General features: G+C 74.8%; 14 protein-coding genes. 11 read left to right on the forward strand and 3 right to left on the reverse strand.

Going from position 1 to position 15,403, the window contains the following annotated elements:
* Positions 1-296 precede the first annotated feature (296 nt).
* Positions 297-1,082, forward strand: coding sequence for a tetratricopeptide repeat protein (locus ACIRFH_RS26455; RefSeq protein WP_403525867.1), 786 nt, complete (start codon positions 297-299; stop codon positions 1,080-1,082).
* Positions 1,083-1,146: 64 nt separating this feature from the next.
* On the opposite strand, the gene ACIRFH_RS26460 is transcribed toward ACIRFH_RS26455, so the two are convergent.
* Entirely contained in the window at positions 1,147-2,439 is a 1,293-nt protein-coding gene (locus ACIRFH_RS26460) for a DUF1015 domain-containing protein (protein WP_403525626.1), read from the reverse strand.
* A 72-nt stretch (positions 2,440-2,511) separates the two neighbouring features.
* Here ACIRFH_RS26460 and ACIRFH_RS26465 point away from each other — a divergent pair, with 72 nt between their 5' ends.
* The 4 genes from ACIRFH_RS26465 to ACIRFH_RS26480 all read left to right on the forward strand — a co-directional run bounded on the left by ACIRFH_RS26465 (position 2,512) and on the right by ACIRFH_RS26480 (position 6,621).
* Entirely contained in the window at positions 2,512-3,543 is a 1,032-nt protein-coding gene (locus tag ACIRFH_RS26465) for an HAD-IIA family hydrolase (RefSeq protein WP_403525629.1), read from the forward strand.
* Between the two features lie 116 nt (positions 3,544-3,659).
* Positions 3,660-4,703: a FecCD family ABC transporter permease gene (locus ACIRFH_RS26470; RefSeq protein WP_403525632.1), complete on the forward strand. Its 1,044-nt coding sequence runs from the start codon at positions 3,660-3,662 to the stop codon at positions 4,701-4,703.
* Positions 4,700-5,737 carry a FecCD family ABC transporter permease gene (locus ACIRFH_RS26475; protein ID WP_403525635.1) on the forward strand — a complete coding sequence of 346 codons (1,038 nt, stop codon included), beginning with the start codon at positions 4,700-4,702 and terminating at the stop codon, positions 5,735-5,737. The genes ACIRFH_RS26470 and ACIRFH_RS26475 overlap by 4 nt, the downstream gene beginning before the upstream one ends.
* Positions 5,734-6,621 carry an ABC transporter ATP-binding protein gene (locus tag ACIRFH_RS26480; protein WP_403525638.1) on the forward strand — a complete coding sequence of 296 codons (888 nt, stop codon included), beginning with the start codon at positions 5,734-5,736 and terminating at the stop codon, positions 6,619-6,621. Before ACIRFH_RS26475 ends, ACIRFH_RS26480 begins: the two co-directional genes overlap by 4 nt.
* 6 nt (positions 6,622-6,627) lie before the next feature.
* On the opposite strand, the gene ACIRFH_RS26485 is transcribed toward ACIRFH_RS26480, so the two are convergent.
* Positions 6,628-6,975, reverse strand: a complete 348-nt coding sequence (locus ACIRFH_RS26485) for an SCP2 sterol-binding domain-containing protein (RefSeq protein WP_403525641.1) — start codon at positions 6,973-6,975, stop codon at positions 6,628-6,630.
* 42 nt (positions 6,976-7,017) lie between these two features.
* On the opposite strand from ACIRFH_RS26485, the gene ACIRFH_RS26490 reads away from it, so the two are divergent.
* The 6 genes from ACIRFH_RS26490 to ACIRFH_RS26515 all read left to right on the forward strand — a co-directional run bounded on the left by ACIRFH_RS26490 (position 7,018) and on the right by ACIRFH_RS26515 (position 13,638).
* Entirely contained in the window at positions 7,018-7,332 is a 315-nt protein-coding gene (locus ACIRFH_RS26490) for a hypothetical protein (RefSeq protein WP_403525644.1), read from the forward strand.
* A 7-nt stretch (positions 7,333-7,339) separates the two neighbouring features.
* Positions 7,340-8,155, forward strand: coding sequence for a hemolysin (locus ACIRFH_RS26495; RefSeq protein ID WP_403525647.1), 816 nt, complete (start codon positions 7,340-7,342; stop codon positions 8,153-8,155).
* Complete coding sequence (locus ACIRFH_RS26500) at positions 8,152-9,057, forward strand: NAD kinase (protein WP_403525650.1); 906 nt, start codon at positions 8,152-8,154, stop codon at positions 9,055-9,057. The genes ACIRFH_RS26495 and ACIRFH_RS26500 overlap by 4 nt, the downstream gene beginning before the upstream one ends.
* 393 nt (positions 9,058-9,450) lie before the next feature.
* Entirely contained in the window at positions 9,451-11,193 is a 1,743-nt protein-coding gene (recN, locus tag ACIRFH_RS26505; protein WP_403525652.1) for a DNA repair protein RecN, read from the forward strand.
* Between the two features lie 348 nt (positions 11,194-11,541).
* A complete protein-coding gene (locus tag ACIRFH_RS26510; protein ID WP_403525655.1) occupies positions 11,542-12,306 on the forward strand; it encodes a hypothetical protein in 765 nt (254 codons plus the stop codon).
* A 183-nt stretch (positions 12,307-12,489) separates the two neighbouring features.
* Complete coding sequence (locus ACIRFH_RS26515) at positions 12,490-13,638, forward strand: glycosyltransferase family 4 protein (RefSeq protein ID WP_403525658.1); 1,149 nt, start codon at positions 12,490-12,492, stop codon at positions 13,636-13,638.
* Positions 13,639-13,648: 10 nt separating this feature from the next.
* On the opposite strand, the gene ACIRFH_RS26520 is transcribed toward ACIRFH_RS26515, so the two are convergent.
* On the reverse strand, positions 13,649-15,283 hold the full coding sequence (locus ACIRFH_RS26520) for a PucR family transcriptional regulator (RefSeq protein WP_403525661.1): 1,635 nt from the start codon (positions 15,281-15,283) through the stop codon (positions 13,649-13,651).
* Positions 15,284-15,403 lie beyond the last annotated feature (120 nt).

Here is a 15,403-nt window from a genome sequence, read left to right on the forward strand (position 1 = left end):
GGGACGACCGTCGCGATGACCGCGGTGGGGACCGTCCTCCCTTCCGCCGCGACGACCGCCGTGACGACCGCGGTGGCTTCGGCCGGCGGGACGACGACCGTGGTGGTTACCGTCGCGACGACAGCCGTGGCGGTGACCGCGGTGGGTTCCGTGGGCGCGACGACCGTGGAGGTCGCGGGCCCCGTCGCGACGACCGCGGTGGGCGTCCGGGTGGCTTCCGTGGGCGCGACGACCGGCAGGGCGGCGGTGGCCGTTTCCGCGAGGAGCGCGACCGCGACCGGGAGCCGATCAAGCGGCTGCCGATCCCCGAGGACGTCACCGGCGACGAGATCGACAAGGACGTCAAGCAGGAGCTGCAGAGCCTGCCCAAGACGCTCGCGGAGGACGTCGCCAGGAACCTGGTGATGGTCGCCCGGCTCATCGACGAGGACCCCGAGGCCGCGTACGGCTACTCCAAGGTGGCCCTGCGACTGGCGTCGCGCGTCGCTGCCGTGCGGGAGGCGGGCGGGTTCGCCGCGTACGCCAACCAGAAGTACGCGGAGGCGCTCGCCGAGTTCCGGGCCGCCCGGCGAATGACCGGTTCCGTGGAGCTGTGGCCGGTCATGGCCGACTGCGAGCGCGGTCTCGGCCGGCCGGAGAAGGCGCTGGACATGGCCGGTGCCCCCGAGGTGCAGAAGCTGGACAAGGCCGGACAGGTCGAGATGCGGCTCGTGGCGGCCGGCGCCCGGCGTGACATGGGGCAGCTGGACGCGGCCATCGTGACGCTGCAGAGTCCCGAGCTGGCCTCCCACTCCGTGCAGCCCTGGACCGCGCGGCTGCGGTACGCCTACGCCGACGCGCTGCTGGCCGCCGGCCGGGAGCAGGAGGCGCGGGAGTGGTTCGCCAAGGCCGTGGAGTCCGACCGGGACGGCAGCACGAACGCCTCCGACCGGCTCGCCGAGCTGGACGGGGTGGAGTTCGTGGACGCCCTTGACGAGCGCGAGGACGACGGCGTGCGCGAGAGCGACGTGGACGGCGAGAACGCAGAGGAAGCCAAGGAAGCCAAGGAAGCCAAGGGCTCCGAGGACGGCGAGAAGGACTGACGTCCATCCAACATGAGGAAGGGGCGGGACCGTGTACACGGTCCCGCCCCTTCCTCATGCCCGGTCACAGGTCCAGCGCGCGCAGCACCAGGCCCGAGGCCGGCTTCGGGCCGAACGACGTCGACTTGCGGGGCATCGTGACGCCCTGCCGGGCCAGGTCGCGGACGACCTCCTCGCGCACGGGGTGCATCAGGACGGCCGTACCGCCGTCGCGTTCCGCCTTCTCGACCGTGGCCGCCGCGTCGTGGATGTACGAGATGTGTGCCGCCGAGTCCTCGGGGATGTGCCAGACGTGGGTGAGGAGGGTTGCGTGCAGCACGGTGGCGTCCAGGGTGCGCCAGGCCTCGGGGCGGTCGGTGGGGACCGTGCGGGCCAGCAGGCCGGTGTCCGGCCGGTCGACGAGGTGGAAGGCGCCGTCGCCGGCGAGCAGGAAGGCGTTGCCCGCACCGGCCGCCTCCGCCAGGGCGGCCATGGCCTCGGGCAGGGACGCCTCCAGGCGCCGGACGCGGAAATGGCCGTCCAGGGCCGCCACCGCGTCGCTCACCGGCAGTCCGTGCAGCAGGCGGTGGATGGCGCGGACCCGCAGCGGATAGCGGGCCGTGTCGACCAGGAGGACGAGGCCGTGGTCCCAGGGGCTGGGGGAAGGGTGCTCCGCGCGGAGCCTGCGGTAGGTCGCCCAGCGGTGGTGGCCGTCGGCGATCAGGGCCTGGTGCTCCGCGAGCTCGGCCCGGACGCGGGCCACGTCGTCGGGATCGGTGAGCGACCACAGGCGGTGGCGGAAGCCGTCCTCCGTGGTCGTCGACAGGAGCGGCGGCCGTCCGGCGGCGCGTTCCACGACGGTGGTCGTCGCGGCCGTCGCGCCGTTGCCCCGGTAGGTCAGCAGGAGCGGCTCGAGGTTCGCAGAGGTGGCCCGCATCAGTGCCGCGCGGTCGGCGACGATGTGCGGCATGACGTCCTCGTGCGGCAGCACCACCCGGTCCGACGGGTCGGACACCCGCAGGGCCCCGATGATGCCGCGTTGCAGCAGGCCGGCGTCGCCGCGTTGCTCGTACACGTACAGGCCCGGATCCGCGTCGGCGGTGAGGACGCCCTCGGAGCGCCAATGGCGCAGCGTGTCGGCGGCCTGCGCGTTGCGGGCCTCCGGTGTGGCGGCCTGGGGCAGGATCAGCCGGACGATGTTGTACGGATCGGCGGACTCGAGGTGGAGCAGTCCGTCGGGGCGGACCACGACGTCGTACGGAGGGGACGTCACGGCGGCCAGGCTGCCGACCCGGTCGGGATCGTAACGGAGGCCGCGGAACGGGGTCAGTTCCAGGCCCCGGCGCGCCGTTGCTTCCGGGTGACCGGCAGTGTTCATCCCGGCATCGTACGTCTGTCGGTGGCATGGGGGATGATCGGGGGAAAGACGTCTGATGAGGAGCGATGTGCAATGAGCCGGAGCGTCAGGACGAGGCCCGACGGCAGTGGGCGGGACCTGAGCGAGGCGTACGACACGGCGCTGCTCGACCTGGACGGCGTGGTGTACGCCGGGGGGAACGCGATCGCGCACGCGGTGGAGTCCCTCGCCGCGGCCAGGTCGGGCGGGATGCACCTGGCGTACGTCACGAACAACGCGCTCCGGACGCCCCACGCGGTCGCCGAGCACCTGACCGAGCTGGGCATACCGACGGACGCGGACGACGTCATCACCTCGGCGCAGGCGGTGGCGCGGCTGATCGCCGATCAGGTGCCGTCGGGCTCGCGGGTGCTGGTGATCGGCGGGGAGGGGCTGCGCGTCGCGCTGCGCGAGCGGGGGCTCGTGCCGGTCGACTCGGCGGAGGACGACCCGGCGGCCGTGGTGCAGGGCTTCGGCGGGCCCGAGCTGCAGTGGGGGCGCTTCGCCGAGGCGTGCTACGCGATCGCGCGCGGTGTGCCGTGGTACGCCTCCAACACCGACCTGACGATCCCGGGCGCCCGGGGGATCGCGCCGGGCAACGGGGCGGCGGTGGAGGTCGTGCGGATCGCCACCGGGGCCGAGCCGCAGGTCGCGGGGAAGCCGTTGCCCCCCATGCACCGGGAGACGATCCTGCGGACCGGGGCGAAGCGGCCCCTGGTGGTCGGGGACCGGCTGGACACGGACATCGAGGGCGCGTTCAACGGGGACGTCGACTCGCTGCTCGTCCTGACCGGGGTGACGGACGGCGCCCAGTTGCTGGCCGCGCCCCCGCAGCACCGGCCGACGTACGTCGACGCCGATCTGCGCGGACTGCTCACCGGGCAGCCGGAGGTCACGGGAGACGAGGACGGCGGGTTCCGCTGCGGCGGCTGGACGGCGACCGCGGGCGCCGAGCGGCTGGAGCTGGAGGGCGAGGGCGAGGCGCTGGACGGTCTGCGCGCCCTGTGCGCGGCGGCCTGGACGGCGGGCGGGGAGAGCGCGTGCGCGCTGGACACGGGGAAGGCGCTGGCCCGGCTGGGGCTGTGAGCCGGAGGACCGGCCGGGGTCGGGCGACGGAGGACGGGGAAGGAGCGCAGCCGGGCATCGCCGTGGTGGCGTCCCGGGGATCGTGATCGAATGGCAGGGTAGGCTAACCTAACCGCGTGTTGGTCGACAGTCCCCCCGAACAGCGCGCGGAGACCGCTCCCGCGCCCCCGAGGCGCCGTGCGCTCCGCGCCGTCGGGCTGCCCGTCTCCGCGGCGATCCTGGTGCTGATCGCGATGACGAGCATCGCGGTCGGAGCCAAGGACCTGTCGCTGGCGCAGGTCTGGCACGGCCTGTTCCACGACTCGGGCACCTACGGCGACGTCGTGGTGGGCGAGCGGCTGTCGCGGACCGTGCTCGGTCTGCTGGCCGGCGCCGCGCTCGGCCTCGCCGGAGCCGTGCTCCAGGCGCTCACCCGCAATCCGCTGGCCGATCCCGGCCTGCTCGGCATCAACGCGGGGGCCTCGGCGGCCGTCGTCACGGCCATCACCTTCTTCGGCGTCACCTCGCTGACCGGCTACGTCTGGTTCGCCTTCCTCGGCGCGGCCGGCGTCGGCGCGCTGGTCTGGTTCCTGGGCGGCAGCCGGGGGGCCACGCCGGTGCGGCTGGTGCTGGCCGGCACCGCGATCAGCGCCGCGCTTTTCGGCTACCTCCAGGCCGTCATGATCATGGATGACGCGGCGCTGGGCCGGATGCGCTTCTGGACGGTCGGTTCGCTGTCCTCGGCGACGAACGGGACCATCAAGGAGGTCCTGCCGTTCTTCGCCGTCGGCACGGTCCTCGCCCTCGCCCTCGCCCGGTCGCTCAACGCCATGGAGATGGGCGACGACACCGCCAAGGCGCTCGGCGCCGACCTGAACCGCACGCGGGCGCTGTCCATGCTCGCCGCCACCGTGCTGTGCGGGGCCGCGACCGCCGCCTGCGGGCCGATCGTCTTCGTCGGCCTGATGGTCCCGCACATCGTGCGTTCCTTCACCGGACCGGACCTGCGGTGGATCCTGCCGTACGCCGCGATCCTGTCGCCCGTGCTGCTGCTCGGCGCGGACGTCCTCGGCCGGATCGCCGCGCGGCCCGCGGAGCTCCAGGTCGGCATCGTCACCGCGGTCCTCGGCGGACCGGTCTTCATCTTTCTCGTACGACGGCGGAGGACGGCCCAGCTGTGAAGACCCAACGCGCTGTACGCGGCCCGGGAGGGCTCTCGCTGCGCCTCGACGTCCGGGCTCTGGTCGTCGTGGTCCTGCTGCTGGTCGTCGCGCTCGCCGCGAGCGTCCTGCTGATCGGGACCGGCGACTTCGAGATACCGGCCGGGGACGTGCTGAAGACTCTGGTCGGCGACGGGAACCCCGGCCAGGAGTTCATCGTCAACGAACTGCGCCTGCCGCGGGTCCTGGTCGGGCTGCTGGTCGGCGCCGCGCTCGGACTGGGCGGCGCGCTGTTCCAGGCCATCTCCCGCAACCCGCTGGGCAGTCCGGACGTGCTCGGTCTCGGCCAGGGGGCGACGGCCGGCGCCCTCGTGATGATCGTCCTGTTCTCCGGGACCGCCACCCAGGTCACCCTCGGTGCGCTCGCGGGCGGCCTGGTGACCGGCGCCGGCATCTATGTGCTCGCCTGGAAGCGGGGTGTGCACGGCTACCGACTGGTCCTGGTCGGCATCGGCATGTCCGCGATCGTCACGGCGGTCAACGGTTATCTGATGACCCGCGCCGACATCGTCGACGCCGCCCGTGCCGTCGTCTGGATGACCGGGTCCCTCGACGGCCGTGACTGGGCCCAGGTCTGGCCCCTGCTGGCGCTGTGCGCGGTGCTCGTGCCGCTCGTCCTCGCCAACGGCCGGGCGCTCAGGCTGATGGAGATGGGCGACGACGTCTCGTACGCCCTCGGGGTGCGCGTCGAGCGTGTGCGGATGCTGCTGATGGTGGCCGCCGTGCTGCTCACCGCCGCCGCGACCGCCGCCGCCGGACCGGTCAGCTTCGTCGCGCTCACCGCGCCGCAGCTCGCCCGGCGCCTGACCCGCTCGCCCGGCCCCAACCTGCTGCCGTCGCTGTGCATGGGCGCCGCCCTGCTCGTCGGCGCCGACTGGGTCTCGCAGCGGGCCTTCGGCGCCGGTCAGCTGCCCGTGGGCGTGGTCACCGGCGTCCTCGGCGGCGTCTACCTGCTGTGGCTGCTGGTCACCGAGCGCAGGGCGGGCCGGATATGAGCGCCGGCGCCCACGCCACCAGCGGGCCGAACAACCGAAGGAGCACCGTGAACCGTCTGTCCGCCGAGAACGTCACCCTCGCCTACGACCAGCGGGTCATCGCCGAGCAGCTGTCGGTGGAGATACCCGACAACTCCTTCACGGTGATCGTCGGCCCCAACGCCTGCGGCAAGTCCACCCTGCTGCGCGCCCTGTCGCGGATGCTCAGGCCCACCCGGGGCCGGGTGCTGCTCGACGGGTCGGTCATCCAGTCGATGCCCGCCAAGCAGGTCGCGCGGACCCTCGGCCTGCTGCCGCAGTCGTCCATCGCGCCCGACGGCATCACCGTCGGCGACCTGGTGGGCCGCGGCCGCTACCCGCACCAGGGCCTGCTGCGCCAGTGGTCGGCCGAGGACGAGCGGGTCGTCCAGGAGTCCATGGCCCAGACCGGTGTCGCCGAACTCGCCGACCGCTATGTCGACGAACTCTCCGGCGGCCAGCGCCAGCGCGTGTGGATCGCCATGGCGCTCGCCCAGCAGACCCCGCTGCTGCTGCTCGACGAGCCGACGACGTACCTGGACATCCAGCACCAGATCGACGTCCTGGACCTGTGCGCGGAGCTCCACGAGACCCAGGGCCGCACCCTGGTGGCCGTCCTGCACGACCTCAACCACGCCGCCCGGTACGCCACCCACCTCATCGCCCTGCGCGGCGGGAAGGTCATCGCCGAGGGCGCGCCGAACGACATCGTCACGGCGGAACTGGTCGAGGAGGTCTTCGGACTGCGGTGCCAGGTCATCGACGACCCCGAGACGGGCACGCCGCTGGTGGTGCCGGCCGCCCGCAAGGCACGCGTGACCGGCGGCGCCGCGCGCGAGAAGGTGTCGGCGGCGGAAGCCCCCTGAGGGCGGCTACAGAAGCTTCCTGAGGCGGAACAGGTCGCGCAGCCCCGCCTCCAGCCTCACCCGGCCCGAGCCCCAGGCCTTGGCGAAGTTCAGCTCGCCGTCGACCAGGGCCACCAGGTCGTCGCCGGTCATCGCCAGCCTGATCTCGGCCTTCTCACGCGGCGGCCCCTGGCGGGTCTCGCGCACATCGATCCGGCCGTCCGCCATGCGGCCCGCGAAGGTGACGTCCAGGTCGGTGATGTGGCAGCTCACCGAGCGGTCCAGCGCGGTCGCCGACCGCACGTCCCCTTCGGCGCCGCGCATGTTGTCCGAGAGCTTGTCGAGTGCGGCACGGCACTCCTCAGTCGTCGCCATCGGGACAGACCGTACCGCAGCGGTTCGCGGTAGCGTCGACGCATGAGCGACGCAGTCCTGCAGACGGGGTTCCAGGAGGCCGGCGAGGCCGCCGTCGGCGCCGCGGCCGGGCACCAGGAGGCGGCCGACGCGCACGACCCGGCCGCCCCCGCCCCGCTGGGCGTCCCCCGCGCCCCCACCGGCGACGCCGAGGTGGACGCCGCGCTGCGGCGCCTGGCCGACGCCGACCACCTCGCCACGGACCGGCACGTCGAGGTGTACGAGGATGTACACCGGGGGCTGCGCGACGCGCTCACCGCGCTCGACGCCCGCCCGGGTCCCCCGGCGCCCCCATCCACGTACATCCCTAGGAGCTGAACCGAACGTGGCAGGAGTCGCACGCCGCCGTCTCGACGCGGAACTGGTCCGCCGCAAGCTGGCGCGCTCGCGCGAACACGCCAGCCAGCTGATCGCCGCCGGCCGGGTGAGCGTCGGCAAGACCGTCGCGACCAAGCCCGCCACCCAGGTGGAGACCGCCGCGGCCATCGTCGTCACCCAGGACGACAGCGACCCCGACTACGTCTCGCGCGGCGGTCACAAGCTCGCCGGCGCCCTGGCGGCGTTCGTGCCGCAGGGTCTCGTCGTCGAGGGGCGGCGCGCGCTCGACGCCGGCGCCTCCACCGGTGGCTTCACCGACGTCCTGCTGCGGGCGGGCGCCGCGCACGTCGTCGCGGTGGACGTCGGATACGGGCAACTCGCGTGGTCTCTCCGGCAGGATGAACGCGTCACCGTCAAGGACCGTACGAACGTACGTGAGTTGACGCTGGAGGCGATCGATGGAGAGCCCGTGGACCTGGTCGTGGGGGATCTGTCCTTCATCCCGCTCGGGCTGGTGCTGCCCGCCCTGGTGCGGTGCACGCGGCCGGACGCCGACCTGGTGATGATGGTGAAGCCGCAGTTCGAGGTGGGCAAGGAGCGGCTGGGCAGCGGGGGAGTGGTACGCAGTGCGCAGCTGCGGGCCGAGGCCGTACGGGGGGTCGCCCACCGGGCCTGGGAGCTGGGGCTCGGTGTGAAGGGGGTCACCGCCAGTCCGCTGCCCGGTCCCTCCGGGAACGTCGAGTACTTTCTGTGGCTGCGGGCCGGGGCGGGGGAACTGGATCCGGCCGACGTTGACCGTGCAGTGGCGGAGGGGCCGCGTTGACACAGAACCGAGCTCGTACTGTTTTCCTGCTCGCCCACACCGGGCGGCCCGCGGCCGTCCGCAGCGCCGAGCTGGTGGTCAAGGGGCTGCTGCTGGCCGGCATCGGTGTGCGGGTCCTGGAGGCCGAGGCGCGCGACCTGCCGCTGCCGGGCGAGGTGGAGCTGGTCGGGGAGGCCACCCCGCAGTGCCTCGACGGGTGTGAGCTGCTCATCGTGCTGGGCGGTGACGGGACGCTGCTGCGCGGCGCCGAGTTCGCCCGCGCCTCCGGGGTGCCGATGCTCGGCGTCAACCTCGGCCGGGTCGGCTTCCTCGCGGAGGCCGAGCGGGACGACCTCGACAAGGTCGTCGACCGGGTGGTGAACCGGGCCTACGAGGTCGAGGAGCGGATGACCGTCGACGTCGTCGTGCACCGCAACGGCGACATCGTGCACACCGACTGGGCACTGAACGAGGCCGCCGTGCAGAAGGCCGGCGCCGAGAAGCTGCTCGAGGTCGTGCTGGAGATCGACGGCCGGCCGGTGACGGGGTTCGGCTGCGACGGCATCGTGCTGTCGACGCCGACCGGATCGACGGCGTACGCCTTCTCGGCCGGCGGACCGGTGGTGTGGCCCGAGGTCGAGGCGCTGCTGATGGTGCCGATCAGCGCGCACGCGCTGTTCGCGAAGCCGCTGGTGACCTCGCCGGACTCGGTGCTCGCGGTGGAGGTGCTGCCGCACATCCCGCCGGGCGTGCTGTGGTGCGACGGGCGGCGGACGGTGGAGCTGCCGCCCGGGGCGCGGGTGGAGGTGCGGCGGGGGGCGGTACCGGTGCGGCTGGCCCGGCTGCACCACGCGTCGTTCACGGACCGGCTGGTGGCGAAGTTCGCGCTGCCGGTCTCCGGGTGGCGCGGGGCGCCGCACTAGTGCCGCGGCAGGCGACGTTCGCCCGGTGAGGAGCGGCGTCCGGTGCGTGCTCCGGGGGTCCCCCGGCCGGAGGCTGGGGGAGTGCCGGCCGGAAGCCCTCGTACTGTGGACGTACTCGGGCTTTCGGCAGGTGCGGCGAGTGGGGGCACCCCTCCGGGGGAGCATGCCGGGCGTCGCGACGGGACGCGCGTCTCCTGTCGCGACACCAGGCAGCGCCCCGATCCCCGCGGTGGCGGGGAGCACCGTGTCCGGAACTCTTCCCGTACGGACACGGCCGGATCATCCCCGCCGCAGCGGGGAACATCCGTTCTGCGGGTGGCTCGCCGAGAGGTCACGGCCTGCGGTGGCCCCGGTCGGGTGGGGCGACGTCGCACAGCAGGGCCGAAACCTCGTATGGTCGGGTGCGTGTTGGAGGAGATGCGGATACGGTCGCTCGGGGTCATCGACGACGCCGTTGTCGAGCTGTCGCCCGGGTTCACCGCTGTCACCGGTGAGACGGGCGCGGGCAAGACCATGGTGGTCACCAGTCTGGGGCTGCTGCTGGGTGGGCGCGCGGACGCGGCGCTGGTGCGGATCGGGGCCAAGAACGCGGTCGTCGAGGGGCGGATCGCCGTGCCCGAGGACGCCGCGGCGGTCGTGCGGGCCGAGGAGGCCGGGGCCGAGCTGGACGACGGAGCCCTGCTGATCAGCCGTACCGTTTCCGCCGAAGGGCGTTCGCGGGCGCATCTGGGCGGGCGGTCCGTGCCCGTGGGGATGCTCGCCGAGCTCGCCGACGAGCTGGTGGCCGTGCACGGGCAGACCGACCAGCAAGGGCTGCTCAAGCCGAACCGGCAGCGGCAGGCGCTGGACCGGTACGCGGGTGACGCGGTCGCCGTGCCGCTCGCCAAGTACGCCGGGGCCTACCGTCGGCTGCGGGCGGTCGTGTCGGAGCTGGAGGAGATCACCACGCGGGCGCGCGAGCGCGCCCAGGAGGCCGATCTGCTGCGCTACGGCCTCGACGAGGTGGCGGCCGTCGAACCGCGGGCCGGCGAGGACGTGGAGCTGGCGGAGGAGGCGGAGCGGCTGGGGCACGCCGAGGCGCTGGCGTCGGCCGCGACGGTCGCGCACGCCGCGCTGGCGGGTGATCCCGAGGATCCCGAGGGCGTGGACGCGGCGACGCTCGTCGCGGGCGCGCAGCGGGCCCTGGACGCCGTGCGGTCGCACGACCCGGCGCTCGCCGCGCTCGCCGAGCGGATCGGCGAGGTCGGGATCCTGCTGCGGGACGTGGCCGGGGACCTGGCGGGGTACGCCGGCGACCTGGACGCCGATCCGCTGCGGCTGGCGGCGGTCGAGGAGCGGCGGGCCGCGCTCACCGCGCTGACCAGGAAGTACGGCGAGGACATCGCCGCCGTGCTGGCCTGGGCCGAGCGGAGCGCCGCGCGGCTGACCGAGCTGGACGGCGACGACGAGCGGATCGCCGAGCTGACCGCCGAGCGGGACGCCCTCCGGGCGGAACTGGGCGGACTGGCGCAGGCGCTGACCGACGCGCGCACGGAGGCCGCCGAGCGGTTCGCCGCCGCGGTGACCGCCGAGCTGGCCTCGCTCGCCATGCCGCACGCGCGCGTGTCGTTCGCCGTCCGGCAGACCGAGGACCCCGAGGGCGTGGAGGTCGGCGGACGCACGGTCGCGTACGGGCCGTCGGGCGCCGACGAGGTGGAGCTGCTGCTCGCCCCGCACCCGGGCGCGCCGGCGCGGCCCATTGCCAAGGGCGCCTCCGGCGGTGAGCTGTCGCGGGTGATGCTGGCGGTGGAGGTCGTGTTCGCGGGGACCGACCCGGTGCCGACGTACCTCTTCGACGAGGTCGACGCCGGGGTCGGTGGCAAGGCGGCGGTGGAGATCGGGCGGCGCCTGGCGCGGCTCGCGAAGACCGCGCAGGTCGTCGTGGTCACGCATCTGCCGCAGGTGGCCGCGTTCGCCGACCGGCAGCTACTGGTGGAGAAGACGAACGACGGCTCGGTGACCCGCTCCGGCGTGAAGGTCCTCGAGGGCGAGGAGCGGATCCGGGAGCTGTCCCGGATGCTCGCCGGCCAGGAGGACTCGGAGACGGCCCGCGCCCACGCGGAGGAGCTGCTCGCGACCGCACGGGACGACGCGTAGGGGGCGTCGTCCCGCTGACGCCGGTGCGGTGGTCGGCATCGTGCCGGAGGAGTTGCCGGACACGGTGGCCGTCGGGTCGCCCGCTCTTCGCGGGGGCCGCTCCGTGCGCGGGTGTCGCGTCGGCAGGCCTGCTGGACGGCAGGCGACCGTCACCACGCCGGCGCACGGCGCATGGCGGCCGTCGGCCGCCCGGATTTCGCAGCGGGTGACTCCGTGCGCGGTGCTTCGGGCACGGACGACCGTAGGCGGGCGGAGCTTCACGGGTGCCGGCCCGGCGGGTTCCGTGCCGCCCAGTGCCCGCGGGCGTTCGGCGGGAGACGCCCATAGGGGGTCACGTAGGGTGGCCGGATGATCAACTCCAGCCGCCGGACCGGTGCCTCCTTCGCCCTCGCCGCAGCCGTGGCCCGGACCGGCCTGACCGCGCTGCGTGCCACGGCGCCGGGCGGCCGGGCCCGCTGGGAGCGGACGAACCACGCAGGGAGGGCCGTCGGGCTGTACGCCGGGCCAGCGTCCGCCGTGGCGGCGGCCGTGGGGGCGGGACGGGTGGGGCCCGCCGCCGGTCTGGCCGTGCTCGCCGCCGGGGCCTGCGGGGCCTACGACGACGTGGTGGGGGCCCAGGACCCCAGGCGCGGGTTTCGGGCGCATCTGACGGCGCTGCGGGAGGGTGAGGTCACCAGCGGGGCGGTGAAGCTGTTCGGGATCTGCGCGGCCGGGCTCGCCGCGGGGTCGGTGATGAAGGAACGGCCGCTGGACAAGGTGCTCGCGGGTGTCGTGATCGCCGGCGCCGCCCACTTCGTCAACCTCGTGGACGTACGCCCCGGCAGGGCCGCCGCGGTGGTCCTCGCGCTCGGGGCGCCGGGGCTGCTGAAGCAGGGTCCCGGAGCGGAGACGGCCGCCGCCGCGATGGGGGCCGCCGCGGCCGTCCTGCCCGACGACCTCACCGGGCGCACGATGCTCGGCGACACGGGGGCGCACGCGCTGGGCGCGGCCCTGGGCGCCGCCGTCGTGCACGGCAACGGCAGGGCGGGCCTCGCCGCGCACGCCGTCGCGCTGGTGGCCGCGACGGTGTGCGGGGACCGGGTGAGCGAACTGGCGCGTCACTCGTGTGAGTGAATCGACCCTGTTCCGTTGCCCCCGTGGTCGCGTGCGCGCGGGGTTCGTCGTTCCCGGAACACCCGTGCGTGCTGGCATCCTTGACGGCGCACCGCGCAGGAAACCGCGCGGCACGCCCCGACCGCACCATCCTTCTGTACGTTCTTCGTGACCGTCCCCGCCGAACCAGGAGTCTCGGGACACGTGACCCCCGTGAGCAGCCACTCACCGCTCGGCCGGCCGCCGCTGCGCACCGTGCAGGTGCTGGGCGGAGGCAATGCCGGCAGCAGCGCGCACGTGCGCTCGCTGGCCGCGGGGCTCGTCGCGCGGGGCGTGGAGGTCACGGTGTGCGCCCCCGCCGAGGCGGAACGCACCTACGACTTCACCGGCACCGGAGCCGACCACGTGCACGTGCCGCGCAGCAGCGACCCCGTCTCCGTGGCGGCGCTGCGAGCGGTGTGCGCCGACGCCGACGTGGTGCACGCGCACGGGCTGCACGCCTCCTTCCGTTCCGTGCTGGCCCTCGGCGGGCGCCGGGTCCGTACCCCGTTCGTCGTCACCTGGCACGACCGGGCCCACGCCGAAGGGGCGCGCGCCCATCTGCTGCGGGTACTGGAGCGGCGTGTGATGCGGACCGCCACCGTGGTGCTCGGCGCCACCTCGGACCTGGTCGACCGGGCTCGGCTGACCGGCGCGCGGGACGCCCGGCTCGGGCCCGTCGCCCTGCCCGGCCGGCCCCGGCGGACCGCCGGGCCGGCGGACCCCGACCGGACGCGCCCGAAGGTTCGGGCCGAACTCGGCGCCGTCGGGCGCCCGTTGCTCATCGCGGTCGGCTCCCTGGAACCGCACCGGGGATACGACGTCCTGCTCGACGCCGCGCGCGCGTGGCGTCGGCTCGACCCCGTGCCCCTGGTCGTCGTCGCCGGGGAGGGCCCGCTGCGCGGGGAGTTGCAGCGGCGGGTCGAGGACGAGCAACTGCCGGTGGTGCTCCTCGGCCGCCGTGACGACGTCCCCGACCTGCTGGCGGCGGCCGACCTCGCGCTGCTGCCGCACCACCGGGGGGCGGGACGTTCCGTTCTCGCCCAGGAGGCCCTCCACGCGGGGCTGCCGCTCGTCGCCGGCGCCGCCGACGGCATCCCCGAACTCGTCGGCGACGCCGCCGAACTCGTTCCGCCCGGGGACGCCGGGGCACTCGCCGGCACCGTCGCCGGGCTGCTCGGCGACGCCGCGCGCCGGGAGGCGCTGCGCGAGGCGGGCGTACGGCAGGCGGCGACCTGGCCGACCGAGGACGAGACGGTCGCCCAGGTCCTGAGCGTCTACGACGAACTGACCCGGCCCATGCCGCTGCGCTAGCCGCCCTCTCCTACGGCACGTGCCGGCGCGCCCGCAGGGCCAGACTCAACGCCAGGACGGTCTGCGGGTCGTCGAGGTCCGTGCCCAGCAACTCCCCGATCCGCGCCAGCCGGTTGTACAACGTCTGCCGGTTCAGGTGGAGTTCGCGCGCCGTCTCCGCCTTGCGGCCCGCGTGCGCCAGGTACGTCTGGAGGGTGGGCAGCAGGGGAGGCTTGGAGCGGTCGTCGTGGTCCAGGAGGGGGCCGATCGCCCGGCCGACGAACGCCGCCAGGTCCGGGTGGTCGCGCAGCCGCCACAGCAGCAGGTCGATGTCGAGGCGCCGGGCGTCGTACCACGGCCGGTCGTCCAGGCCCTGGGCCGCGGCCGCCGTCTCCGCCGCGTGCCGCAGACCGGCCGACGCCGCCGCCCAGCCGCCGGCTACCCCGACGACCACGACCGGCGGATGCGCGCCCGGACGCCGCATCCCGGCCCGCTCGACGCCCGCCCGCAGCGCCGCCGCGACCCGGTCGGCGACCGCCGTCCGCTCCGACTCCGCGCGCAGTCCCAGCAGCAGCGGCACCCGGCCCTCCACCGGCCGTACGCCCAGCAGCACCGGCACGCCGACCGCCGCCAGCTCCTCGGCGACCGCGCGCGCCAGCACCGCCCAGCCGCCGCCGGCCGGGGCGAGGGCGTCGCCGAGCCGCATCACCACCGGCAGCAGCGGGCTGTCGCCCGGCTTGAAACCGAGGACGCGGGCCTGCGCCGGGGCGTCCTCCGGGGTGATCCGGCCCTCGGCGAGGTCGGTGAGGAAGTCGCCCCGCCCGCGCGCCGCCAGCTCCTCCTCCTGCCGTGCCTGCATCAGCACCACGGCGAGGATGCCGGCCGCCCGCTCCGCTGCCATCCGGTGCACCGGCGCCAGCGGGGACCGTACGGGCAGCAGGACCAGCCGGGCGCGCACCGAACCGGCGCCGGGGCCGCCGCCGGGCACGTCCACCAGGACCGAGCCCGTCGGGGGCGGGGTCCGCTTGTGCCGGCCCCGCAGCCCCTCCCAGACCTGGAGCGGGTCGGCGCCCTCGGGTCCGGAACCGGCGGCGTACAGCAGGCGGCCGTCGGCCGTCTCCAGGAAGACCGGGTTGTCACCGAACTCGGCGAGGATGCCGAGCACCTGGGGCACCCCGCCGCCGCCCAGGAGGGCCCGGGTGCAGCGGTGGTGCACTTCCTCGGCCCGCTGGAGCAGCGCGTAGTGACCGTTGACGATCTCGGTGTGGATCTCCTCGGTGACCGTCACGAACGGCACCTCGCGGTGCAGCTGGACCAGCGGCAGCCCGGCCGCGCGGGCGGTGTCCACGAGGGTCGCGGGCAGCCGGGTGAAACGCGGGCCCAGCTCCACGACCAGGGCCGCGATGCCGCGCTCGGCGAGCGTGCGGACGAAGGCCCGCTGCTCGGCGGGGCGGGTGCCGAGGCCGTAGCCCGTGGTCAGCAGGAGCTCGCCGCCCTTGAGGAGGGAGGCGATGTTGGGCACCTCGCCCGCGTGCACCCAGCGCACGGTGCGGTGCAGGCGGTCGGCGGCGGCGAGGACCTCCGGGAGGCCGCTGCGGAGGCCGGGGAGTTCCAGGGCGCGCTGCACGGTGATGCCCGTGGGCGGGGGTGCGGCGTGGGCGGTCATGCAGCGGACGGTACTTGGAGGTGCGCCTCGGGCACATCCGCGGTGGCCCGGTGCGGGGTGGGGCGTCCCGGTGACGACGTTGCCGGGGCGCCCGGCGCGGGGACGGGGCGCGCGGCCCGG

The sequence above is a fragment of the Streptomyces sp. NPDC093586 genome, assembly GCF_044764905.1.
In the GTDB taxonomy this organism is placed as follows: domain Bacteria; phylum Actinomycetota; class Actinomycetes; order Streptomycetales; family Streptomycetaceae; genus Streptomyces.

Bases quoted from the DNA above. Each gene is read 5' to 3' on its own strand.
- ACIRFH_RS26460 (WP_403525626.1), bottom strand. From the start codon at position 2,439: ATGAACACTGCCGGTCACCCGGAAGCAACGGCGCGCCGGGGCCTGGAA.
- ACIRFH_RS26465 (WP_403525629.1), top strand. From the start codon at position 2,512: ATGAGCCGGAGCGTCAGGACGAGGCCCGACGGCAGTGGGCGGGACCTG.
- ACIRFH_RS26480 (WP_403525638.1), top strand. From the start codon at position 5,734: ATGAGCGCCGGCGCCCACGCCACCAGCGGGCCGAACAACCGAAGGAGC.
- ACIRFH_RS26485 (WP_403525641.1), bottom strand. From the start codon at position 6,975: ATGGCGACGACTGAGGAGTGCCGTGCCGCACTCGACAAGCTCTCGGAC.
- ACIRFH_RS26490 (WP_403525644.1), top strand. From the start codon at position 7,018: ATGAGCGACGCAGTCCTGCAGACGGGGTTCCAGGAGGCCGGCGAGGCC.
- recN (WP_403525652.1), top strand. From the start codon at position 9,451: ATGGTCGGGTGCGTGTTGGAGGAGATGCGGATACGGTCGCTCGGGGTC.
- ACIRFH_RS26510 (WP_403525655.1), top strand. From the start codon at position 11,542: ATGATCAACTCCAGCCGCCGGACCGGTGCCTCCTTCGCCCTCGCCGCA.
- ACIRFH_RS26520 (WP_403525661.1), bottom strand. From the start codon at position 15,283: ATGACCGCCCACGCCGCACCCCCGCCCACGGGCATCACCGTGCAGCGC.